At 68.3% G+C, this 22,608-nt stretch carries 21 protein-coding genes; 16 read left to right on the plus strand and 5 right to left on the minus strand.

The genetic code is table 11. The annotated features are described in order from the left end of the window. Positions 1 to 1,037 precede the first annotated feature (1,037 nt). Genes AB0K03_RS11540 through AB0K03_RS11555 form a run of 4 tightly spaced genes read left to right on the plus strand, consistent with a single transcriptional unit; the run spans position 1,038 to position 4,866 of the window. Entirely contained in the window at positions 1,038 to 2,075 is a 1,038-nt protein-coding gene (locus AB0K03_RS11540; protein ID WP_364683246.1) for a radical SAM protein, read from the plus strand. After that, positions 2,072 to 3,193: a PEP-utilizing enzyme gene (locus tag AB0K03_RS11545; protein WP_364683248.1), complete on the plus strand. Its 1,122-nt coding sequence runs from the start codon at positions 2,072 to 2,074 to the stop codon at positions 3,191 to 3,193. Before AB0K03_RS11540 ends, AB0K03_RS11545 begins: the two co-directional genes overlap by 4 nt. Before the next feature lie 46 nt (positions 3,194 to 3,239). Beyond that, on the plus strand, positions 3,240 to 3,803 hold the full coding sequence (locus AB0K03_RS11550) for a dCTP deaminase domain-containing protein (RefSeq protein WP_364683250.1): 564 nt from the start codon (positions 3,240 to 3,242) through the stop codon (positions 3,801 to 3,803). After that, on the plus strand, positions 3,784 to 4,866 hold the full coding sequence (locus AB0K03_RS11555; protein WP_364683251.1) for a pentapeptide repeat-containing protein: 1,083 nt from the start codon (positions 3,784 to 3,786) through the stop codon (positions 4,864 to 4,866). Before AB0K03_RS11550 ends, AB0K03_RS11555 begins: the two co-directional genes overlap by 20 nt. A gap of 1 nt (position 4,867) precedes the next feature. On the opposite strand, the gene AB0K03_RS11560 is transcribed toward AB0K03_RS11555, so the two are convergent. Next, the gene (locus AB0K03_RS11560; RefSeq protein ID WP_364683253.1) at positions 4,868 to 5,608 is read right to left on the minus strand and encodes a PEP/pyruvate-binding domain-containing protein; all 741 of its coding nucleotides are present in this window, start codon (positions 5,606 to 5,608) and stop codon (positions 4,868 to 4,870) included. 258 nt (positions 5,609 to 5,866) lie between these two features. On the opposite strand from AB0K03_RS11560, the gene AB0K03_RS11565 reads away from it, so the two are divergent. Both AB0K03_RS11565 and AB0K03_RS11570 read left to right on the plus strand, forming a co-directional pair. Next, positions 5,867 to 6,967 (plus strand): RICIN domain-containing protein, encoded by a 1,101-nt coding sequence (locus AB0K03_RS11565; protein WP_364683255.1) that lies wholly within the window; start codon positions 5,867 to 5,869, stop codon positions 6,965 to 6,967. 179 nt (positions 6,968 to 7,146) lie between these two features. Then, positions 7,147 to 7,491 carry a hypothetical protein gene (locus tag AB0K03_RS11570; protein ID WP_364683257.1) on the plus strand — a complete coding sequence of 115 codons (345 nt, stop codon included), beginning with the start codon at positions 7,147 to 7,149 and terminating at the stop codon, positions 7,489 to 7,491. Between the two features lie 211 nt (positions 7,492 to 7,702). Here the strand turns inward: AB0K03_RS11570 and AB0K03_RS11575 are convergent, their stop codons facing one another. Continuing rightward, a complete protein-coding gene (locus tag AB0K03_RS11575) occupies positions 7,703 to 8,581 on the minus strand; it encodes a helix-turn-helix transcriptional regulator (RefSeq protein WP_364683259.1) in 879 nt (292 codons plus the stop codon). A gap of 594 nt (positions 8,582 to 9,175) precedes the next feature. Between AB0K03_RS11575 and AB0K03_RS11580 the strand changes: the two genes are divergently transcribed. Together AB0K03_RS11580 and AB0K03_RS11585 are read left to right on the plus strand one after the other, a co-directional pair. After that, positions 9,176 to 9,331 carry a hypothetical protein gene (locus AB0K03_RS11580; RefSeq protein WP_364683261.1) on the plus strand — a complete coding sequence of 52 codons (156 nt, stop codon included), beginning with the start codon at positions 9,176 to 9,178 and terminating at the stop codon, positions 9,329 to 9,331. Positions 9,332 to 9,639: 308 nt separating this feature from the next. Beyond that, on the plus strand, positions 9,640 to 10,326 hold the full coding sequence (locus tag AB0K03_RS11585) for a hypothetical protein (RefSeq protein WP_364683263.1): 687 nt from the start codon (positions 9,640 to 9,642) through the stop codon (positions 10,324 to 10,326). A gap of 41 nt (positions 10,327 to 10,367) precedes the next feature. Here AB0K03_RS11585 and AB0K03_RS11590 read toward each other — a convergent pair whose 3' ends face one another. Both AB0K03_RS11590 and AB0K03_RS11595 read right to left on the minus strand, forming a co-directional pair. Further along, complete coding sequence (locus tag AB0K03_RS11590) at positions 10,368 to 10,760, minus strand: MerR family transcriptional regulator (RefSeq protein WP_364683264.1); 393 nt, start codon at positions 10,758 to 10,760, stop codon at positions 10,368 to 10,370. A gap of 23 nt (positions 10,761 to 10,783) precedes the next feature. Then, on the minus strand, positions 10,784 to 12,286 hold the full coding sequence (locus AB0K03_RS11595; protein WP_364683266.1) for a SulP family inorganic anion transporter: 1,503 nt from the start codon (positions 12,284 to 12,286) through the stop codon (positions 10,784 to 10,786). A gap of 153 nt (positions 12,287 to 12,439) precedes the next feature. Here AB0K03_RS11595 and AB0K03_RS11600 point away from each other — a divergent pair, with 153 nt between their 5' ends. After that, positions 12,440 to 12,883 carry a hypothetical protein gene (locus AB0K03_RS11600; RefSeq protein ID WP_364683268.1) on the plus strand — a complete coding sequence of 148 codons (444 nt, stop codon included), beginning with the start codon at positions 12,440 to 12,442 and terminating at the stop codon, positions 12,881 to 12,883. After that, positions 12,880 to 13,206, plus strand: a complete 327-nt coding sequence (locus AB0K03_RS11605) for a transcriptional regulator (RefSeq protein WP_364683270.1) — start codon at positions 12,880 to 12,882, stop codon at positions 13,204 to 13,206. Before AB0K03_RS11600 ends, AB0K03_RS11605 begins: the two co-directional genes overlap by 4 nt. Here the strand turns inward: AB0K03_RS11605 and AB0K03_RS11610 are convergent. Further along, complete coding sequence (locus AB0K03_RS11610) at positions 13,164 to 14,162, minus strand: aldo/keto reductase (RefSeq protein ID WP_364683272.1); 999 nt, start codon at positions 14,160 to 14,162, stop codon at positions 13,164 to 13,166. The genes AB0K03_RS11605 and AB0K03_RS11610 overlap by 43 nt on opposite strands. A gap of 103 nt (positions 14,163 to 14,265) precedes the next feature. Between AB0K03_RS11610 and AB0K03_RS11615 the strand changes: the two genes are divergently transcribed. The 6 genes from AB0K03_RS11615 (at position 14,266) to rox (ending at position 21,844) form a co-directional block, all read left to right on the plus strand. Next, on the plus strand, positions 14,266 to 15,117 hold the full coding sequence (locus tag AB0K03_RS11615) for a helix-turn-helix transcriptional regulator (protein WP_364683274.1): 852 nt from the start codon (positions 14,266 to 14,268) through the stop codon (positions 15,115 to 15,117). 45 nt (positions 15,118 to 15,162) lie between these two features. Further along, positions 15,163 to 15,840 (plus strand): DUF2238 domain-containing protein, encoded by a 678-nt coding sequence (locus tag AB0K03_RS11620; RefSeq protein ID WP_364683276.1) that lies wholly within the window; start codon positions 15,163 to 15,165, stop codon positions 15,838 to 15,840. Positions 15,841 to 15,853: 13 nt separating this feature from the next. Next, positions 15,854 to 18,091: a bifunctional diguanylate cyclase/phosphodiesterase gene (locus AB0K03_RS11625; protein ID WP_364683277.1), complete on the plus strand. Its 2,238-nt coding sequence runs from the start codon at positions 15,854 to 15,856 to the stop codon at positions 18,089 to 18,091. A gap of 109 nt (positions 18,092 to 18,200) precedes the next feature. Beyond that, a complete protein-coding gene (locus tag AB0K03_RS11630; protein WP_364683279.1) occupies positions 18,201 to 19,553 on the plus strand; it encodes an AAA family ATPase in 1,353 nt (450 codons plus the stop codon). Then, positions 19,550 to 20,281 carry an HNH endonuclease gene (locus AB0K03_RS11635; protein WP_364683281.1) on the plus strand — a complete coding sequence of 244 codons (732 nt, stop codon included), beginning with the start codon at positions 19,550 to 19,552 and terminating at the stop codon, positions 20,279 to 20,281. Before AB0K03_RS11630 ends, AB0K03_RS11635 begins: the two co-directional genes overlap by 4 nt. Before the next feature lie 135 nt (positions 20,282 to 20,416). Beyond that, complete coding sequence (gene rox, locus AB0K03_RS11640; protein ID WP_364683283.1) at positions 20,417 to 21,844, plus strand: rifampin monooxygenase; 1,428 nt, start codon at positions 20,417 to 20,419, stop codon at positions 21,842 to 21,844. Positions 21,845 to 22,608 lie beyond the last annotated feature (764 nt).

Raw genomic sequence — 22,608 nt, forward strand, 5'->3', positions numbered from 1 at the left:
TCTGCCGGTCTGGGGAGTCACGTAGCCGTCGGGGTGACACTAGAGCTACTAGCCAAAGTATCAATGATACTTATATCGTTCGCTCTAGTGCCTGGAGCACTACAGCACGTGATCTTGCTCCGAATGGCTGTAGGACCGGCCGCCACCGCGGTCGCGGACTCTCTACGCGAGGGGGTAGCGATGAAACACGAGCGCAGACGACGATTGATCGCCTTCACAGCGGGCAGGTGCGTGTGCGGCCTTCGCTGGCCCTGTCCCGACCGCTACGCCTGGCCGCCCAACACCCCAGTCCCGGACGGCTCCCCCACCGCAACCCCCGCCTGGAACGCCCCCACCGCCCAGCTGGACCAACTCGGCAGAGCCGGCGCCCTGACCCCCGCCCAGGCCTGGCGCGCCTCCCGAGGAAGCCGCCGCTGATGCCCGACCCCACCCCCGCACCGCAACCCGGAGCAGCCGGCTACCGGCCCGAGATCCCAGCGATGCAAGATCGAGGCCCGGCCGACCGTTTCCTCGGCGCGGTTCGGTCGGTGACGTCCGCGTGAGCGTTCACGAGGCCGTACGTCCGAAGTGGTTTTGTGGTGTCTGCGGTTTTCCGTGGCCCTGCCCGACCGCCCGGGCCGAGCTTGCGCGGGATTTCGAGCGGTTTCCCACGTCGTTCGCCGCGTACATGGCGCAGTTTTACGCTCTGGCGTTCGCGGACTTCGCGACCCAACTGGATGGGGCTCCGGCCGATCTCTGGGAGCGTTTCATGGGGTGGCTTCCGCGGCCGCGGGCCGGCGCCGACGGCGTCCGCCGGAGGTGAGTGCCGAGGCGGCAGAGGGCGGTGCAGCCGCGACATCCCGCCGCGGCTGTGTCGGCGGCCAACGGGTGGTCCAGCCATTAAGCTCGGTTGTGCGCCGGCAAGCCTGACCCGCTCGTCACCGATGGCAGAACAGGGGGAAAGCAGGAAGCATGGCCATCGCTTACCCCGACGAAGCTCGGTCGGCCTGCCCGCCGAACGTCGAGAGCCGGAACGGTGCCGCGCCAGTCGTGGCCACATGATGGGCCAGCCACCGCTGCACGCCGGCCTCGCTGCAATTCCTTCCCAGGTGCCGTCTGTCGACGTCTATGTCACCTACCGCTGCGACATGCGCTGCCGGCATTGCTTCGTCGGCGATGCGCTGAACATGGGTACGGACCTGCCGGCCGAGTCGCTTGCCGCCTTCCTGCGAACGGCGGTCGGGTCCTGGGGCACGGAAGAGGTCTCGTTCCTCGGTGGCGAGCCGACGTTGTACCGCGATATCGACACGGCGATCGGCATGGCGCGGTCGCTGGGCTGCCGGGTCCGGATCGTGTCCAACGGGGGCCCCGGTCTCGCGCGACTGCTGCAACGGGAGTCGCAAGGCCCGATGCATATCGCGCTCAGCTTCGACGGGTCCACGTCACAACAGCACGACCGCATCCGCAAGCCTGGATCACATGGGTCGACCCTCGCCTCCATAACGGCAGCGCGGCGGCTCGGCCACAGTGTCTCGGCCATCCTTTCAGTCGGACAGCACAACATCGACGACGCCCTCGGCACGCTGCGCCTGCTGGCCGAGACCGACATCGACTACGTGAACGTGCATTACGTCACGAACAGGGGTTTCGCCACGGCCGACATGGTGGCGCCCATGACCGATTGGCTCGGTCTGCGGGAGCGGGTCGCTCGGCTGGAGAGCCGGCCCGCGGTGCGGTTCGAGCGGACCTATCAGCCGGCCGCCCAGCGGTTGCACTGCCTGGCGGACTCGAAGTCGATGCTGATGCTGTTTCCCGACTCGCGTGTGTTCACCTGCTCGATGTACCTCGGCCTTCCGGATGGAAACGCGTTCTGGTGGAACGGTGCGGAGCTCGTCCCGCACGAGCCCTTCGGCCGCCGCTACGAAACGCGCCGCCGGACGACGGGGCACTGCCCGGCGGCGCGTTTCGTGAATGCGAACCTCGTCGCGGAGGCAGAGACGGGCGGCCGGCGAATCGGGTGCATCTTCGACAAAGAACTGTTCCTGCCGGCCGGACCGCCGGTTCGAAGCTTCGTACCAGGAAGGAACACGCAGTGAACCCCGAGGCTCCCATCGAATACTTCCGGAAGCACTCGGCTCTGGCGGACTGGCTCAAAGCCGTCCAACCGGTCGAACGCGACGCCATCCTTGCCGAGGACTCCACCCGCTCGTCGCGTCTGGAGCTCCTGTCGAGCATGATGGGGCTGCCCATCGTGGGGGTGACGGCGTTCTCCGGCAACGAGGTCGAGAACCATGCGGAGTCCTTCGACCATTTTGTCGCGACGGCGAGCGGGCGCTACGCCGTTCGCGCCTTCCCGCCCTCGGAGTCCGGCAAGGTTCTGCGGAATCGGAACCTGCCGGTGACCCAACTGGTGGACTGGTTGGAGCATCAGGGAGTCGATCTCGACGGATACTCCATCGAGTTCAGTGAACACCTGCCGAACCACTGGGCCTCGATCTTCGCCGTACGGCCGACCGGCGTCCTCGGCGAGATGGTCCGCGGAAGTCTCCGGCAGTTGACCCAGGGCGGTCCCGCGGCCGCGTCCGCGGTGAGTTTCAACTACGACTTCCACAACTGGTCCTTCGACGATGCCGCGCCGGAATGGCGGCGCATCGCCGAACACGCGCTCGAGTACACCAAGGTGACGGATCCGGGCGTTCGCACGGCGCTGTCCGAACGGCTGGATTGCGAGTTCACGGAAGACGGCCACCTCTGCGGCTACTTCGAAACCATCGTCACGCCGCAACAGGAGATTCGCTTCATCGACTACAACGTCGCCCTGGGGAACCAGATCGGGGACTCGTACATCGAGCTGACGAAGAAGAACAGCGAATCGACACCGGTGCGCAACGAGATCCGAGGTCGCACGGCGAGCCGGGGCTCTGCGACCGGGCGGTCCCGGTTACTGATCTTCGATGCCAGCGAGGCCATGGACATCGATGACGGCGACATCATCGTCTGCGTCGAGCCGACCCCGGACATGGTGCCCCTGCTGTCCAGAGCCGGTGCGCTCGTCGCGGATCGCGGAGGAGTCCTCAGCCATGCGTCGATCGTCTGCAGAGAACTCGGCATACCGTGCGTGGTGGGAACCGCAACCGCAACCGAGATGATTGCGGACCGGAGTGTGATCACTGTGGACGCCGATAATGCTACAGTCAGGCTGGCCGCCGCATAGGCGAATGTCGAGCAGCTGACGCTTTTCCGTGTCGGAGGTATCCCCTGTGCGCATGTGCAGCCGCGACGAGATCCTGACGCTCATATCGACAGGCAAGTTGGTGGCACAGGCGCCGGAGAATGACGAACTGGTGTTCCTCGACGAACATCGGATCGGCCTCCACATGGACCGGCTGTACGAAGTCAGCGGCACGGTGCATCTCGACCGCCCCGACAGTGCCGATCTTCGTGAGGTCTCGATGGAGACGGAAGAACTCACGCCGCAGGTTCTGTATCTGGGTGTCACTCGGGAGTCGTTCCTGTTGCACGGCGACCTGGCCGCGACACTTCACACCCGATCCACTTATGCGAGGCTCGGGCTCGAACTGCTGGGCTCGTCCAACGTGGTGGTGCCGGGTTTCGGCTCCACTCGGGCGGCTCCCTTGATCTTCGAGATCTCGGTCAAGCAGCCCACGAGCGGCTTCCGTCCCGACAAGGCCTACTGCTTCATGCTGCTGTACCAACTGCACGCCCCGCGGAGATCCCCGAACCGGGCGCCGTACTGGCGCAGGTTCCCCCTCCAGACGGATGTCACGAACGGGAGCCCGGCCGGTGAGCACAAAACCCTATGACGGAACGTGGGACCCGCAGGCCTTCGTCGGTAAAGAACTGATCGGAATCGACTTCTCGCACCGCAGCCTCGTGGGCGCGCGGTTCGCCGGATCCGTACTGAAGGACTGCGACTTCAGCGACAGCGACCTGAGCAATGCCGACTTCACCGGCGCGGATCTCTATCGTTGCGACTTCTCCCGATCGATTCTCTATGCGGCCGGCTTCGACAACGCCAACCTGACCCGCGCGGACTTCACCGGTAGTCACATCTACGGGTGGCTGCTGAATGCTTCCGCGAACGTCACCTACACGAAACTGCTGAGCTTCTCCATCGAGTCCAGGCGGCGGTCGGTGGCCGTCGACACCGTTCGGCCGGCCCACGTTCGCGAGATCGAGTTCGGCGGCCAGATCGACCGCGCCGCTGAACTCTGTGCGAGCAACTACCAGGTCGGCAAGTACCGCTACACCTTCGTGGACCTCGAGCCGCAGGAAGCGGCCCTGCAGCGGTCACAGATCTACAACCGCCTGAAACGCCTCTACCGTGAGAATCACAACGGCGAGGCCGCGCTCCACTGCCTTTTCTACGAGCGCTACTACCTCACTCGCTCGTACTACCGGAACAGCCCGCTCACCGGTGGCAAGTTCCGCGAGAATCTGTTCAAGACCCTCGGCAAGACGGCCGGCGGATACCTGGTCGAGTTCGTCAGCGGTTACGGCGTACGGCCCCTGCGCATCCTGCGTAACCTTGGCGCCCTGTGGTTGATCTTCTTCCTGGCCACCCTGGCGATCACTAGTTCCGCACCGGACAGCGGTGTCCTGTACTCCGCCCCGGCCCGGCCCGCCTCGACAGCTCCGCCGGCTCAGGGGCAGCCGTCCCAGCCGGCACAGCTCGACCTGGGAAAACCTGATCAAGACATCGCCGCGGTCCTGCACTACTCGTTGCTGTCCACCGTGACGCCCGATCCCCAGCGCTACACCTCGTACGGGTGGATGTCGTTCCTCTCGCTGGCGTACTTCGCGATGGCGGCGACCTTGCTGGCTTTGCTGTTCTCATCGGTGTTTCTGCGGCTGCTCAGCGAATGACCTACGGCGTCGTTATGGTGCGGCTCTGGAGCACCCAGACCCGCCCACCGTCCCACACCCACTCGATGTCCTGAGGATTCCCGAAAAGCTGTTCGCATCGCCTGGAGATGGCCACGAGGTCGTCGACGAACGCCCGGACGGCGGAGAAACCGGGAGAGCTGCTGCCGGGAACGACGGATCCGGCACGATCCACTGCCGCGTACTCCGGAGAAGGCTGCGCGGACGAGCCGGCCGCAACAGCGCCGCTCGTCGCCTCGATGAGGATGTGGTCGTTCGACGCAACGGGGTCCGAGGTGAACATGACGCCGCTCCAGAGCGGCTCGATCATCTCCTGCACGACGGCCGCCATCGACGGGTTGGTCGACTCGACCGCCCGTTCGTAGGCCCGCACGACAGGTCCATCGGCGGATTCCCGTACGCCCTCGAGCGCGGCGATGACCGCATCGGTGCGCTTGTCGACGTTCAGAAAAGACTTGAAGATCCCCGCGTACGAATGGGTCGAACTGTCCTCCGATCCGGCCGAGGACCGGACTGCCACAGTGGCGGCCCTCAGGCGTCGGAGCTCCTCAGTGAGCTCCGCCTCGAGGTCTGCGCTGGAGAGATCACGCAGTCCGGCGTCCGTCACGCACAGGCCATCCGGAACCGGCAAGCCGCTGCGCATCATGCGGCCGATGGATCGCGCCTTCCCCCCGACGGAGCGAGGATCAGCGTCGGGAACAGCGGAGAGCGGGACGACGTACACATGGCTCCTCTGCGGTTCCGGACGTAGCCCAGAAACTACACGCTTCCCCAGCAGCTCCGGCCACCCTCGACGGGTAATCAGGCCGTACCGCTGTCGCGGGTTTCCGAAGCGTGGGCGGCGCAGAGCGACGACCGCATCGTTTTCGTGCCGGAGAAAGGGCAGAGGTGAGGGCCGGGCATTGACTGACGGACGTCGATGAGCCTTGACTGGCGAGTGACCCCGACAACGTTGTCACCCGCCAGTCGAGAGGATGCGCCCATGCGTCGAGCCCTGACCACCGCCCTCGCCCTCCTGCTGACCGCCGCCGCGGCCCTCGCCCCGGGCTCCCCCGCGCAGGCGGCCGAGTCCAACGGCGGCGTACGCATCATGCCGCTCGGCGCGTCCATCACCGACGGCTTCAACGTGCCCGGCGGTTACCGGATCAAGCTGTGGGAGTTGCTGACCGACGCCGGCTACCGGATCGACTTCGTCGGGTCGGGCTCGAACGGGCCGGCGAGCCTCGGCGACCACGATCACGAGGGACACAGCGGCTGGCGGATCGACCAGATCGACGCGAACATCGAGGGCTGGCTGCGGACGTACGCTCCGAGGTCGATCCTCGTGCACGTCGGCACCAACGACATCAACCAGAACTACGACGTCGCCAACGCCCCCGCCCGCATGGGCGCGCTGATCGACAAGATCAGGGCGGCCGCGCCCACGGTGGAGCTGTTCATCTCGAACCTCATCCCGGAATCGGACCCCACGCTGAACGCGCGGATCGACGCGTTCAACGCGCAACTGCCCGGCATCGTCGCCCGGAAAGGCCCGCTCACCCACCTGGTCGACATGCACGCGGTGGTCGGCACCGCCGACCTCGCCGACGGTACGCACCCCAATGCCGCCGGGTACGACAAGATGGGCACCCGCTGGTACGAGGCCCTGCGCGCCACGCCGTCGAGCCTGAACGCGACCGTGCTGCCCCCGGTCGGCGCCGCGGTCATGGTGGCGAACCCGCAATCCGGCAAGTGCCTGGACGTCCCGGGTACGGCCACCGCGGACGGTACGCAACTGCACATCTACGACTGCCTGGGCAGCACGATCCAGAAGTGGACGCGTACGGCGGCAGGCGAGCTGCGCGTCTACGGCGACCGGTGCCTGGACGTGGACCACAGCGGCACGGCCGACGGGACGAAGGTGCAGATCTGGACGTGCAACGGGACCGCGGCGCAGAGGTTCACGTTCAACGGTGACGGGACGATCGTGGGTGCGGGGTCGGGCAAGTGCGTGGACGTGACCGCTGGCGCGAGTGCCAACGGCACGCTGGTGCAGCTGTACACCTGCAACAACACGGGGGCGCAGAGGTGGTCGGTCCGCTGAACCCGAGCCGGTCGATGGCCACGCGGGTGGAATGTCCCGTCCTTCCGCGAGATCGAACGCGTCCAAACGTCATGCGCGCTCTCGATCCGCGTGGCTTCCGGTGCATTGCGGCGTGAAGTCAGACTGTTCGCGTGAGCGCAAGCAGGGTCGGGGTTGCGGCTGGTGGAGCCGCCGCCGGGGTGGCGGTCGCCGCGGTGTGGGGCACTGCCTTCGCTGTGGCGGAGGCAGTGGTGCCGCCCGGGTTCGAGGGCGAGCATCTCGGAAGGTCGCTTGCGGCGTCGATGGTGCTTGCGGCGGCGGCTTGCCTGGTTACCGGGGCGTTGCTGGCCCGCGGGCTGCGGTTGCGGCATCCTTGGCCGTTCGCCGCGTCGGGGCTGGTCCTCACCGTGATCGTCGCCCTCTGCGGGTACGCGATCGCCCGAGAGGCGCGCGGCGGGGTCGGCATCTTGTTCTTCGTGGCCTGTCTCGCCGTGATCTATGCGGTGCTGGCGGCTTGCGTCGGCCGAACCACCTATCCGGACTAGCGCCACCGTTCATTCACTGGTCGTACGACCGCAGCAGCTGATGGATTCCGTGAATCGGGCGATAGCCGAACGCTTCCGCGTCGGCGCGGGAGTCGTAGACGCGGTCGAGCGTGCGAGCAGCAGGACATCGATGGTCAGGTTGTCTCTCCGATTCGCCGGCGCAGTTCGGCCCTCAGGTCGTGTGAACGGCCACAGGCCTCGACCTAGATCTCTAGCTCGGCGCCTGAAGGCTCTTGATGTACAACGCCTGGTACCGGTCGAGGCTGGGCTCGATGTTGGTGGCGTGCTCTGCCAGCGTGTCGAATACCCGGCGATAGCTTCCTACGTCCTTGGGACTGCGGGAGATAAGGCCGGTGTTGTAGAGATCGACGACGACGAGTTTGTCGTCGAAGATGGTGAATCCGTGCAGCAGGGGCAGGCCGGTCGGTGCGCCGTCAGGCACGATCGCGATGCTTACGTTGGCGTTCCGCGCTGCAACCTCACGGATGTGGTTGATCTGGGCCAATATCTCGACTTGAGGGTAAGTTCGGCGCTTGAGAACGGCCTCCCCCAGGATGAACTGGAAGGACTTGGACGAGTCGGCTAGCACTTCTTGCCGCTTGAGCCGCGCCGAAACGGCGGCCAGCAGGGCCGGCTCTGTTTGCTCTTCAGCGGTGAGGGGGGCTACGCGCTGGAACGCCTGGAGAACTGCCCTCGCATAGCCACTCGTCTGTAGTGGACCCGGCACTAGAACCGGCTCGAATACACGTACGGCCGTGGCTGAGGACTCCCAGTCGGCCACAGTCCTCTGCTGACCGGCGTAGCCCATCAGGGTCGACCGCCAGTCGGTCATCCTGTCGTGCAAGCGTTCCGCGCGCCCCATCAGCGCCTGGGCCTGATCCTCATCCGCACCAAGCGCGCGAGCGAGAATGCCGATGTCCTGCGGCTCAGGAAGTCCCCTGCCGCGCTCGATCCGGGAGATCTTGGGCTGACTCATGCCGACCCTCGCGGCGAGCTCCGCGCCGGTGAGCCGCTGAGCGCGGCGCATCCGAGCCAAGACAGCGCCTACAGGCTCTTCTTCTTCATCCGGGGTACCGAGATCGCTTGGCATCGAGGCCCCCTCCAGGCATGGGGCTCTTCAGGTCAGGTGAGGTTGCGAACGGCGTCGGCCAGCAGCTCCAAGGGGATCTCGACCAGCGTCTCGCCTTCCGGGACGGCAAGACCCGCCCGCTCGGCTGACACGGTATAGCCCTGCACCACCAGAGTGCCCGTTCCACTTAGGTAGACCGTCGGGCAATTGCCGGCGGTGCAGCTGCTGGCCACTGGCCGCAGCGAGGCGGAGTGCGGCCCTTCGTGCGCAGGACCGGCGTCGCTCGTGTGTGGAAGATCTGTATGCACCGGAGAACCATATTCGCTAGAAGAGCTCCGTCAAGGGCAACGCGCTAGCAACCACCCTCAAGCTGGAGCGTCACGGCACCTACTCTATAGCTAACCGCCGCCTGGATGCGGTCACAACAGGGCTTCTGTGCCAAAGTCGTGAATGAGGGTGGAAATTCAGAACCAGTGAATACACACTGTGGGTAGTCGCCTCGACGCTTTGGTGGTAATCATGATCGACAGGGCGCCGCGTAGTACCCCCCGCCGTACCAGGCCACCTGCATCCCCGGACCGATCAGAAGTACCTCGCTGGACCTCGGTGTTGCTCATGCTGCTCATCGCAGCGAACATCAGCGGCATCGCGGGACTCCTGTCTCATGCTGCAGGTAACAACATTCCCGCAGCCATCCTCACTGGCGGTGGCGCGTTCGCCGGCACTGTCGGGCTCCTCCTGGCCATCGCTCACTATGCCGGTGCGAAGTAACGCTCGGTCAGCACACGAGCCGCCGCTCAGGAGAACCGCTCAGCTCACTGACGGTTCCCCTGACCTTTGCCGAAGCGGTGAAGATCCTGTCTCGCACGGATCGCGGGGCTTGGTGCAGTCGGCGTCGCCTTGAGCTCGTACCAGCGCCGCCTCGGTGGCGTGGCGCGGAGCGCGCCGGGAGCAATTCGACAGCGAAGACTTCCGCCGAGATTTCTCGCGATCTCTGAAATCGGCAGCCTGCGGCAAGCGTGTACCCATCGTGCCGGCGCTGAGGACCGGTGCTCGACCCCTCGAGAGGAAGCACGCACATGTCGAAGCTGAAGTGGGCCGCTGGTGCGGCCGTGCTCGCCTGCACCAGTGCCGCCATGGCGTACGCCGCAACCGGAACAGCCGGCGCCGCGACGACCGGCGCGGGCACCGCAGCCCCAGCCGCGCACAGCAAGGTCGTCGCCCAGCCGAAGGCCGCCGCTCAGCCCAAGCCCGCAGTGAAGACCAAGGCCGCGGTCAAGACCAAGGCCGCGGCGAAGGCGAAGCGGCCCGCGGTGCTGTCCGGCAAGCGGCAGGTCACGATCGTCCGGGCGCAGGCCTTCGAGTCGGCCGTCTCGATGGTCAGCGGGGAGCTGACCGAGGTCGACGACGACAGCGGCCGTCAGCTGTTCGTGCCCACCCCGGTGAGCAAGACCGAGTACATCATCAAGGCGTACGGCAAGCCCACCAACGACCCGGCCAGCCTGGAGCCGTCCTGCTGGCAGGTCAGCCGGCCGGGAGGCTCGGAGCCGCTGCGGGTCGAGGCCGGGGCGTGCGACAAGACCAACCCGCGGCAGCGGTTCCACATCACCGCGCGGGCCGACAAGACGTACGCGATCGACAGCGCGTCGGCGTACCTGCAGTACTTCCCCAACCGGGGGCTGATCCTCGAGGAGCTGGGCGACGCCCCGCTGCTGAGCACGTTCCGGCTCGTGGACAACGGCCCGGCGCCGACCGGCAACCGCTGAGAACCGGGGACGGGGGCGGCCGGCGGGAGTGATCCCGCCGGTCACCGGTTGTGCTGGTCGATGTGGTCCTGGATCTGCCGCGCGAATCCCTCCGCGGTCGCAAGTTGCTCGCGGAGAGCTTGGACGCGGTTCTGGGCGGCGGTGTGGAACATGGCCAGCCGGTCCTGCAACGCGGCGCGTTCGTCGCCTTGGGCGACGGCGAGGGCGTCCAGGATCTGCAACAGGTCGCGCATCTCCTCGAGGGTGAAACCGAGCGGCTTCATGCGTTTGACGACGCGCAGACGGTCGAGGTCGGGTTCGGTGTAGAGGCGGAATCCGCCTTCGCTGCGCGCCGAGGGGATGACCAGGCCCGCCTCCTCGTAGTGGCGGATGGTCCGGATGCTCAAGCCCACCCGTTCGGCGGCCTCGCCGATCTGCATGCGCCCTGCGGTCATGGCATCAGTGTGCCCGTCGCCCATCAGTGGCCGACCTTGAGCTTGCCGGCGAGGTTCTCGTGGAAGGCCGCGCTGGCGGTGTTGAGGCCGACGATGTCGACCCGCTTGCCTTTGGCCTCGTACTTCGTGGTGATGGCATCGAGGGCCGCGACTGAGGACGCGTCCCAGATGTGCGCGGCGCCCATGTCGATGACCACGTGGTCCGGGTCGCCGGCGTAGTCGAACTGGTAGACCAGGTCGTTGCTGGAGGCGAAGAACAGCTCCCCGTGCACGTGGTAGATGCGGGTGGTGCCCTCGGGATCCAGAACGCTGGTGACCTCGGCGAAGTGGGCCACCCGGCGAGCGAAGATGACCATGGCCGCGAGCACGCCGAGAACGACGCCGATGGCCAGGTTGTGGGTGAGCAGCGTGGCCGCGACGGTGACCAGCATGACGACGATCTCGCCGGCCGGCATCCGCTTGAGGGTGGCCGGGGCGATGCTGTGCCAGTCGAAGGTGCCCACCGACACGATGATCATGACGGCGACGAGGGCGGCCATCGGGATCAGCGCGACCACGTCGCCGAGGGCGACGACGAGGATCAGCAGGAACACCCCGGCGAGGAACGTGGAGAGGCGGGTCCGGGCGCCCGACGCCTTCACGTTGATCATCGTCTGGCCGATCATCGCGCAGCCACCCATGCCGCCGAAGAACCCCGTGACGATGTTGGCGACGCCCTGACCCCACGACTCCCGGGTCTTGTTCGAGTGGGTGTCGGTGATGTCGTCGACAAGCTTGGCGGTCATCAGCGACTCCATGAGCCCGACCACGGCGACAGCGAGGGCGTACGGCGCGATCGTGGTGAGCGTGTCCACGGTGAACGGGACGTCGGGCAGGCCCAGCACGGGCAGACTGTCGGGCAGCGTGCCCTCGTCGCCGACGTTGGGGACGCTCAGGTGCGCGACGACGACGAACGCCGTCAGCAGGACGATGGCGATCAGCGGCGCCGGCACGGCGGTGGTCAGCTTGGGCAGGAACACCATGACCGCCAGTGCCACAGCGACCAGGGGATACACCAGCCACGGCACACCGATGAGGTGGGGCAGCTGGGCGGTGAAGATCAGGATGGCCAGGGCGTTGACGAAGCCCACCATGACGCTGCGCGGGATGAACCGCATCAGCCTCGCCACCCCGGCCAGCGCCAGGAGCACTTGGAAGATCCCACCCAGGATGACGGCGGCGACCAGGAAGCCGAGGCCGTGCTCGCGCGCCAGGGGTGCCACGACCAGGGCGACCGCACCGGTCGCGGCGGAGATCATGGCCGGCCGGCCGCCGGTGAAGGCGATGGTGACCGCCATCGTGAAGGAGGCGAACAGCCCGATCTTCGGATCGACGCCGGCGAGGATCGAGAACGAGATCGCCTCGGGGATCAGGGCGAGCGCCACGACCAGGCCGGCCAGCACCTCCGTACGCAGCACCCGGGGCGATGTCAGCCACTCGGGCCGGGACCATCGCGGCGGGCGCACGGCGGAGGAATGCGAAGACATAGTGCTCATTTCCCTGGGCGGTTCGATGGACCGAAGCCTGCCAAACCTACCCTCCGGTGAGAGGAGAGTTGCCCCGAACCGGCCGTGTCGATCATCACCTCGCCACCGGCGTACCGTTGACTTTCCGTCTTGGAATGTGATTGCCTTTCCGTCATGGAAAGTAATGCTGCGGAGCAGCTCGCCGCCATCGCCGACGCCCGTGCCGCAGTCGCCGACCGGCTCGTCACCCCGTGGTGGTATCACCCCGTTCTGGGTCTGCTGGTCGCCGCATACGTCGTCGCCTTCGGCCTGGGCGGCAGCGTCCTCAGGCTCGCCGCCGGGGTGTGCTTCGCCGGGGGTTGCGTTCTGCTCGTCAAGGCCTATCGGCGCCGGACCGGGGTGTGGGTGTCCGGCCTCGACGCGGGCCGGGCGAGCCGGTGGGCGATCGCGATGGGCGTCATGCTCGGCGTCATCGCCCTCTCCGCCGTGGCGATCGGCCGTTACACCGATCTGCAGTGGCCGGTGTGGGTGCTCGCCGCCGCCGGGTTCGCCGGCACGGTGCTGCTGGGCCGCCGCTTCGACACCGCGCTGCGCGCGCAGCTGCGAGCCGCCGCGTGAGCGAGCCCTTCGACGAGGTCATCCACGCCCCGAACCGGCTGCGGATCTGCGCCTTCCTGGACGCCTCGACCAGCGCCGAGTTCAGCGCGCTGCGCGAGCTGCTCGGCGTGGCCGATTCCGTACTCAGCAAGCATCTCAAGGTGCTGCAGGACGCCGGCTACGTCAACATGACGAAACCCACCGGCCGCGGCCGGGTGAAGACCTGGGTCAGCCTCACCGCCGACGGCAAGCAGGCGTACGCCCGGCATGTGCGCGCGCTACGCGCGCTCTTCGAGGCGCCTCAGTTGCCGACGCCGAGCGACGACATGAAGGCGGCCGGATAGCGGTCACCGCGCGCCGCGCCGGCCGGGACGGCCTTCTCGATCTCTGCGAGATCGTCGGCCGTGAGGGTCACGTCCAGCGCCGGGAGGGCTTCCGCCAGGCGTTCCCGGGTACGGGCACCGACAAGCGGGACGATGAACGGCTCCTGCACGGCCACCCACGCGATCGCCAACTGCGCAACGGTGCAGCCCTTCGTGGCGGCGACCCGGCGCAACGCCTCCACCAGGGCGAGATTGTGTTCCACATTGCCACCGGCGAACCGAGGACTGGCGGCGCGGGCGTCTCCCGGCCCGGCAACCCGGTCGGCGGTCCAGTGCCCGGAGATGAGCCCACGGCTGAGCACCCCGTACGCGGTCATGCCGATGCCGAGCTCCCGCAGCGTGGGCAGCACCTCGGCCTCCACCGCGCGGGACAGCAGCGAATACTCGATCTGCAGGTCGGCGACCGGGTGCACGGCGTGGGCCCGGCGGATCGTGGCGGCGTCGACCTCGGAGAGGCCGAGGTGGCGGACGTACCCGGCGTCGATCATCTCCTTGATCGCTCCGACCGTCTCCTCGATCGGCACGGCCGGGTCGAGCCGCGCGGGACGGTAGATGTCGATGTGGTCGACGCCGAGCCGGGTCAGCGAATACGCGAGGAAGGTCTTCACCGCCTCCGGACGGCCGTCCATGCCGTTGAACGAGCCGTCGGGGCCGCGCAGCATGCCGAACTTGACGCTCAGCTCGTAGCTGTCCCGGTCCCGCCCCCGCAGCGCCTCGGCGAGCAGCAGCTCGTTGTCGCCCATGCCGTAGAAGTCGCCCGTGTCGATCAGGGTGACGCCGGCCCCCAGCGCGGCGTGCACGGTCGCGATGCTCTCGGTGCGGTCGGCAGCGCCGTACGCGCCGGACATGCCCATCGCCCCGAGGCCCAGCGCGGAAACGGCCGGACCGGTCCTGCCCAGGGTTCGTGTCTGAATCATGTCCCCCACCCTGCGCCCCGGACGGACGAAGCGGGAGCGGAGCGCTGATCGTAGGAGCGAGACTCTCTGGATGGGCCCGGCGTACCCGAGGCAGCATGAACGCATGCAGCGTGACCAGCTCGCCGGCTTCCTCCGCCGCCGCCGCGAAGCCATCCGCCCGGCGGAGGTCGGCATCGCCGACGGCCCGCGCCGGCGCACCGCCGGTCTGCGGCGCGAGGAGGTGGCCCGGCTCGCGGGTATGTCCGTGGACTACGTCGTACGCCTCGAGCAGGGCCGCAGCAGCCAGCCGTCGCCGCAGCTGCTGACCGCGCTGGCCCGGGCGTTGCGCCTGACCGACGACGAACGGGTCCACCTGTTCCACCTGGCCGGTCACCAGCCGCCACCCACCGACGGGATCGCCCGCATGGCCCGCTCCGGCCTGCTGCACATGCTCTACCTGCTCGGCGACACCCCGGCGCTGGTGCTGTCCGACCTCGGAGAGGTGCTCGCCCAGAACCGGGCCTCCATGCTGGTGTCCGGCGACCACAGCGGCTTCACCGGGGACCGGCGCTACCTCGCGTACCGGTGGTTCACCGAACCCGAGTCCCAGGCGATGTGCCCGGCCGAGAACCGAGCCGACCGGTCTCGCAAGCTCGTCGCCGACCTGCGCGCGGCCGCGGGCCGCCGGGCCGGTGATCCGGAGGTCGCCCGCCTCGTGGCCCGGCTGCAGGCCGAGAGCGCCGATTTCGCACGCCTCTGGGCCGAGCACGAGGTGGCAGTGCGGCGCTTCGATGAGAAGACCTTCCTCAACCCGCGCGTCGGTCCGCTGGTGATGGAATGCGAAACCCTGGTCACTCCGGACCTGGGGCAGGAGCTGGTGGTGCTCACCCCGGCGGACGCCCGGACCCGGGAACGGCTGGAGCTGCTCCTCGTACTCGGCACAGAGGAGTTCCCCGCCGGAGTCACGGCCGAGTAGGCATACCCAGGTGCGGCCCGGCCGGGGTTGGAAAGACTGACCCGCATGACCGTACGCCCGGCCGCCGACCGCCGCCGCGAACCCGCCGTCCTGCTCACCGTGGGCCTGGTCGCCCTGGCCGTCTCCGCGATCGGTGCCAAGTCGATCGGCACCTGGCTTCTCGAGGTGTCCGCGGCCGTCGTCGCGGCGGTGATCCTCGTGGCCACGTACCGCCGGTTTCCGCTCAGCCCGCTCGCGTACCGGCTGATCCTGGCCCATGCCCTGATCCTGATGGTCGGCGGCCATTGGACGTACGCCGAGGTCCCGGCCGGCGACTGGGTCCGCGACACGCTCGGGCTGGCGCGCAACCCGTACGACCGCCTCGGCCACTTCGCGCAGGGTTTCGTGCCGGCGATCGTGGCCCGCGAGGTGCTGCTGCGCCGGACGCCGCTGCGGCCGGGCGGGTGGCTCGCCGCGCTGGTGATGTGTGTGGTGATGGCGTTCAGTGCCACGTGGGAGCTGTTCGAGTGGCTGGCGGCCATGGTCGGCGGGTCGTCGGCGGACGACTTCCTCGGGACGCAGGGCGACGTCTGGGACACCCAGTGGGACATGTTCTGCGCGGGCCTCGGCGCGGCGACCAGCTTGCTGCTGCTCACCCGCGTACACGACCGCCAGCTGCGTGGCCTCGGCGTACGAAACACCGCGCGGGTCACGGAGCGGCAACCGGATGACAACCTCCGGTAGGTATCCATGGGATGTGAGCCGCCTTCATCGCTGGTACCTCGGCATCGGCGCCGTTGCGCTCGTGGGCGGGGCGGCGCTGCCTCCGGCCGTGCGGGTCTGGGTGTACATGGCGGTGGCCGCCTCGGTCATCGTCGCGGTGGCCGTGGGGGTGCGCCGGCACCGGCCGGTCTGGCCGGCGCCCTGGTGGCTGCTCGCCGCCGCCGTGGCCATGTCGCTGCTGGCGAACGTGGGCTGGGCGCTCGCGATGGATGCGGCCGGCATACCGCGGTTCCCCTCGTTCGGGGACGCCTGCTACCTGGTCACCCTGATCCTGATCGCCTCGAGCGTGTACCGGTGGGTGCGGCCCGCCGAGCAGCGCAGCGGCGCGGTCGACGCCGGGATCGTCGCGCTCGGCGGCGGCGCGGTGCTGTGGACCCTGGTGGCGGCGCCGCTGCTCTTCGACGGCCGGTTCGCCGGGCTGCGTCTGGCCAGCTTCTTGTCCTACGTGTGCCTCGACCTGGTCATTCTCGTGCTGACCGTACGCGTGGTGGTGATCTCGCGGGTCCGTACGCCCGCCTACCGGCTCATGGTCGGCGCGGCCGGGATGCTCGTGGCCACCGACACCACCAACTACGCCCTGCTGCTGGCCGGTACGAGCTGGGACACGATCACCGCGCTCGGCTGGCTGGGGACGTACCTGCTCATCGGCAGCGCGGCGCTGCACCCCTCGATGGCGCGCAGCACCGGCAGCATGCCCGGCAACCCGTCACCGGCCTCCCGCCGCCGCCTGGCGACGTACGTCTCGCTGACCGTCGGTGTCAGCACGCTCAGCATCGTCAGCACCGCCGCGCTGCACGGCGAGCAGTCGCCGCGGTTGATCGTGCTGGAGGTTCTCGGCGCCGCGATGTCCGTCCTGCTGATCGTCCGGTTGTCCCAGCTCGCCACGCTGCTCAACCGCCGTACCCATCTCGACGGGCTGACCGGGCTGGGCAGCCGCGTCGTGCTGCAGGACCGCCTCGACGACGCCGGTTGCGACCACCGGGTGCTCCTGCTGGTGGACCTGGACGGCTTCCGGGACTTCAACGACGCCTTCGGCCACCAGGCCGGCGACGCCATCCTGATCGAGACCGGGGCCCGGATCCGGGCGGAGGTGCCCAGCAGCGCCACCGTGGTCCGCTTGGGCGCGGACGAGTTCGCCGTCTGCGCGGCCGCCGGCGGCGACCGCGACGGCACGAAGCTGGCCGAGCGCATCCTCAGCGCGGTGCACCGCCCGTACCGGGTGCGCGGGCTGACCGCGCGCCGCTTCGCCGCGAGCATCGGCGCGGTGGCGCTGCCGCCCGGGCAAGCGGGCTCGTCGGCGCTGCGCGACGCCGACCTGGCGCTGCGCGTCGCCCGCGGTCGCGGCGGCGACCAGGTCGCCGTCTTCGATCCCGCGGTGCACGCCGAACGGCTCGCCAACGCCGAACTCGTGGAACAGATGCACCACGCGGTCGAGGCCGGCGAGTTCGAGGTGCACTACCAACCGATCGTCGACCTGGCCACCGGCGAGGTCGCGGCCGCCGAGGCGCTGCTGCGCTGGACCCGCCCCGACGGCACCCGCATCCCGCCGGGCCACTTCATCCCGCTGGCCGAGCAGGGCGGCGCGATCACCGCGATCGGGGACTGGGTGCTCCGCCAGGTCTGCACTGATCTGCGCCGGCTCTGGCCTGAGCACCAGGTCCCGGTCACGGTGAACGTCTCCGCACACCAGCTGCGCGACCCGCTGTTCGCCGGCCATCTGCTGGAGCGGTTGGAGAGCTGCGGCGTACCGGGGCAGGCCCTGATCGTCGAGATCACGGAGACCGTGCTGGTCACGTCCGTCACCGACGCCGCCACGGTCACCGGCCATCTGCAGAAATTGCGCGAGCACGGCGTACGCATCGCGATCGACGATTTCGGCACCGGCTATTCGTCGCTGGCGTACCTGCGCGAACTGCCCGTCGACATCCTCAAGATGGACGGCTCCTTCACCGCCCAGCAGATCGACAACGGCGGCGCACGGGAGATCGCGTTCATCCGCGCCATCGTGGAGCTCAGCCGCAGCTTGGGCCTGGTCACGATCGCTGAGGCGGTGGAGACCGCCACCCAGGCCGAACGCCTGCGCGCGCTCGACTGCACCCTCGCCCAGGGCTACCACTTCGCCAGGCCGGGACCCGTCGCGGACCTCTGCGCATTCCTGCGCGCGCGCAGCCGACCCGCCCTGGTCAGTGGCGCTTCGATCAAGAGTCCGTGACACCCCACGCATGGCCTGCGGCGGCACGTAACGCGATCGTCCTTGCGCACCGGCAACGTAGACTGCTGTCGGCGAACAGCCCTCGCTGCCAGCTGCGAACCCGCGACAAGTGGAGGACGTGTCGGTGTACTTGCAGCGCCTGCGCATCCGGGGAGTCCGAGGCTTTCACAGCTCTCGCGAAGTCGACCTGAGGTTCGAGCGAGACCCGGAGGCAGAGAGCGCCTTCGACCGCTACCCGGGGTTGTATGTCATCGCGGGACGCAACGGATCGGGGAAGACGAGTCTGCTGCGGGCCGCCGCAATAGCGCTGGCCGGTCCCGAGGTGGCGAACAGCCTGACCGAGGGTGACCGCGATTGGGTCAGCCACGGACACGCGCTGGCAACGGTCAGAGCCGACATCGTGCGGGACTCCTACGAGGTCAACCTCGGCACGGGCCGCCCAGCCGACTTCTTCTCGGCCATGATCAAGTGGGAACAGACCGAAGGAGCACGGGCACGACCCCAAGCCGATACCCGCGGCGGCGTCGGCGGGAGGATGGCCGAGCGATCGCTGTGGTCCCCGAAGCCGACGGGGTGGTTCGCCGCAGGATACGGCCCCTTCCGGCGCCTGGCCGGCACGAGCGGCGAGGTCGCCCGGCTCATGGCGGGGGACTGGACACTGGCCCGCTTCGCCACCCTGTTCCGCGAAGAGGCGTCACTTGCCGAAACGGTGCAATGGCTGCAACAGGTCAACTATCGCGCTCGCTCCGGCCGTGTCGGCTACGCCGAGCTGGAAGAGAACGTGATCGCACTTCTCAATGACGGCCTCTTCCCCGACGGCTATTCCGTGGATCGAGTGGATCCCGACGGCCTCTGGATCACCAGGGAATCCGGTTCACCCGTCCGGATCGACGAGATGAGCGATGGCTACCGCACGGTCACCGCGCTGGTCACTGACATCGTCCGCCAGATCCACGAATGCTTCGACGGCACCATGTACTGGGCCGAGGACGATCAACCGGCAGTACAGGCCTCCGGGGTCGTGCTCATCGACGAGATCGACGTACACCTGCACGTGTCGTGGCAGAAGCGCATCGGTCCGTGGCTGTTGGAGCACTTTCCCTTCATTCAATTCATCGTCACCAGCCACAGCCCGTACATCTGCCAGAGCGCATCGCCCGGTGGCCTGATTCAGCTTCCCGGACCCGAGGACGACTTCCCGCCCCGCATCGCCGACGACGATCTGTTCCGGCGCGTCGTCAACGGAAGCGGCGACGACGCAGTGCTCACGGAGCTCTTCGGATTGGACTCGCCCTATTCCGAGCGTGTCGACGAACTGCGGGAGGACCTGACGCGACTGGAACGGCTCGCCATCCAGGGCCGGGCCGGCCCGAAGGATCTCAACCTGCTGGCAGCACTGTCCGAGGCCCTCTCCCCGTCGCCGGGCAGCCGGGTGCGCGATGTGCTGGGGGATGACACTTGATCCCGATCGTCCGCCAGCCCCTGCCTGCTTCCCTTTCTGCGCACCTGGCCGGCAAGACCGCGAAGATTGCGGCCAGCGCGACCCGGCAGAAGACAGCCCGCAAGAGCTGGAGCAGCGCAACCGCCACACGCCGGCAGCTCAAGTTGGAGCTTCTCAGCATGTGCGCCCGGCCGTCGTTCTGCATGTACTGCTACGAAAGCCGCGGCACAGACGTCGACCACTTCGTGCCGATCGCCCGGGATCCGCTGCTGACTTTCGTGTGGGACAACCACATTCTCGCCTGCGGCTACTGCAACCAGCAGGCCAAAAAGGAGAGGTTCCCGGTCGACCCGGACGGACATCCCCTCCTGCTGGATCCCGGCATGGACGACTCCGCCGAGCACATGACATTGGCCAGCACCGGGCTGTTCATCGAACTCACACCGCGAGGCCGGGAAACCATCGACGTGCTGGGACTGAACGCCCGTAGCGAGCTGGTCGAGGCCCGGTACCGATCATGGCGAGGCGTCATACGCGTGTTCGGACAGGCAGCTCGAGACCGCCGGCCGGTTGACGCCGATGACGTGGAGGACCTGCGCTTCCTGCCGGTGGTCGACGCACTCCATCACTTCGCGCACGACGTCGCCGCGGATCGGCTCGCACGCAAGGCCGTTCCTCCCAGCCTCGCCCGTTTCGCGGCACACAATCTTCCCGCGCTGAGGTCGATCTTTCCGAGCTGTCGGCTGTAGCCGGCTTATGAAGGCAGAGAGTTGAACTCCTTGCCAATGTCAACATATACCGCACCCCCGGGCTTGCCGGAAGCCCTCGGTCGTGGCGCAGAATCGGCGGCTGACCGCAGGAATGCGCACACCACGGGGGATTTCATGGTTGATGTGATCGTCGTCGGCGGTGGGCCGACCGGCATGATGCTGGCGAGCGAGTTGCGGCTGCAAGGCGTCGGCGTGCTCGTGCTGGAGAAGGAGCCGGAGCTGCCGCCGTACGTGCGGTCGCTGGGCCTGCACGTGCGCAGCATCGAGGTGATGGATCAGCGCGGGCTGCTCGAGCGGTTTCTCGAGAACGGCAGGCAGCACCCGCTGCGGGGCTATTTCGCGGGCATCGACAAGCCCGCTCCCACCGATCTGGACACCGCCCACGGGTACGTGCTGGGCATTCCGCAGACGCTCACCGACCGCCTGCTCGCCGAGCACGCCGCCGACATGGGAGCCGAGATCCGGCGCGGGTGTGCCGTGGCCGGGCTGGAGCAGGACGACGACGGCGTGACCGTCCATCTGGCCGATGGTGCTGCGCCGGTGCGGGCGGGGTTCGTCGTCGGTTGTGACGGTGGACGCAGCACGGTTCGGAAACTGCTCGGGATTGGATTCCCCGGGGAACCGTCGAGAATCGACACGCTGCTGGGTGAGATGGAAGTGACGGCTACTCCGGAAGACATCACCGCGGTGGTGACCGAGGTGCGCCAGACGGAGAAGCGGTTCGGGCTCGGGCCGTCGGGCAAGCCGGGGGTGTTCCGGGTCGTCGTGCCCGCCGGCGGCGTGGCCGAGGACCGTTCGGCGCCGCCGACGCTCGAGGAGTTTCAGCGGCAGCTGCGCGCGTACGCCGGAACGGATTTCGGGGTGCACTCCCCCCGCTGGCTGTCCCGTTTCGGCGACGCGACCCGGCAGGCCGAGCGGTACCGGGTGGGCCGGGTGTTCCTGGCCGGCGACGCCGCGCACGTCCACCCGCCGATGGGTGGGCAGGGGCTCAACCTCGGGATCCAGGACGCGTTCAACCTGGGCTGGAAGCTGGCGGCGGCCGTCACCGGGTGGGCGCCGGACGGTCTGCTGGACAGCTATGAGAGCGAGCGGCATCCGGTCGCCGCCGACGTGCTCGACAACACCCGTGCGCAGATGGAGCTGACGACCAACGAGCCGGGGCCGCAGGCGGTCCGGCGGTTGCTGACGCAGCTCATGGACTTCGACGACGTCAACCGGTTCCTAATCGAGAAGATCACGGCGATCAGCGTCCGGTACGACCTCGGCGAGGGTCACACCCTGCTCGGCCGGCGGCTGCGCGACATCCCGCTGCAGCAAGGGCGCCTGTACGAGTTGATGCGTACGGGCAGGGGGCTGCTGCTCGACCGGACCGGGCGGCTCTCCGTGGGCGGCTGGACCGGCCGGGTCGATCACGTCCTCGACACCGGCGAGGAGCCGGACGCGCCGGCGGTGCTGCTCCGGCCGGACGGGCACGTCGCGTGGGTGGGTGACGACCAGCAGACGCTCGAGGTAGCGCTCGCCAGGTGGTTCGGCGCGGCGTGAGCGCCGCTGTCACTCTCTCGGGCTAAACCGGTTGGGCGCAGCGTAATGATCAAAACGCGAAAACCGCGAAACGGACGCCCGATCTCCGGGCCGGGGTCCGTGGCGTTTTCCTCTACGAGACGCCGTCCTGCCTGCGAAGCGACGGCGTCTCCCCAGCGGACAGGCCGAAGCGGAGCCGGGCCGGCAAGCGGGCGAGCGGATCGCCGGCGGCCGGACCGGATGCTCCCGCGGAAGCGTCAGGAGAATGCGCCATGCACCACGACCGCGCCGGATAGCCGGCTCCGTAAGCGCCTGCTGCCTTACGAACCCGGCAGGTGACGAAAAAGGATCCGCGGACCGTGTCGTGGCGCGTGTGCGGATCAGGCGGGTCCTCGGCGGCCAGAAAACGCCGAGGGCCCGCACTCGCCAGACCTTAGTTCATTCACCGACCTCACCGTCGCTGCCGTGTCGCATGCCCCCGGTTCACGGCCGGGACGGTGCGGGCCCGCCGCCCGTGGTGCTGATCAGGCGGGTTCTCCGGGGTCCTCGCCGCCCCGCCCGGCGGCGGGGGCCCCACCAGCGCGGCCGCCACGTGCCGCGAAAACGTCAGACCTCGAACGCCGCTTATTTGCCCCGCCGGCAAGGAAGGTGCTAATCGCATGTCGTCCCTGGTCATCACCGTTACGGCGGGCGAGGCACGCCCGCCGGGCATCGATGAGCGAGGCGACGTGCGGCGCGCCGTCCCCCGGTCGGGGTAATCCGGTGAGCGCAGAAGCGGGATTTCG

Origin of the sequence: Actinoplanes sp. NPDC049316 (assembly GCF_040677315.1) — a bacterium.
Taxonomy (GTDB): domain Bacteria; phylum Actinomycetota; class Actinomycetes; order Mycobacteriales; family Micromonosporaceae; genus Actinoplanes.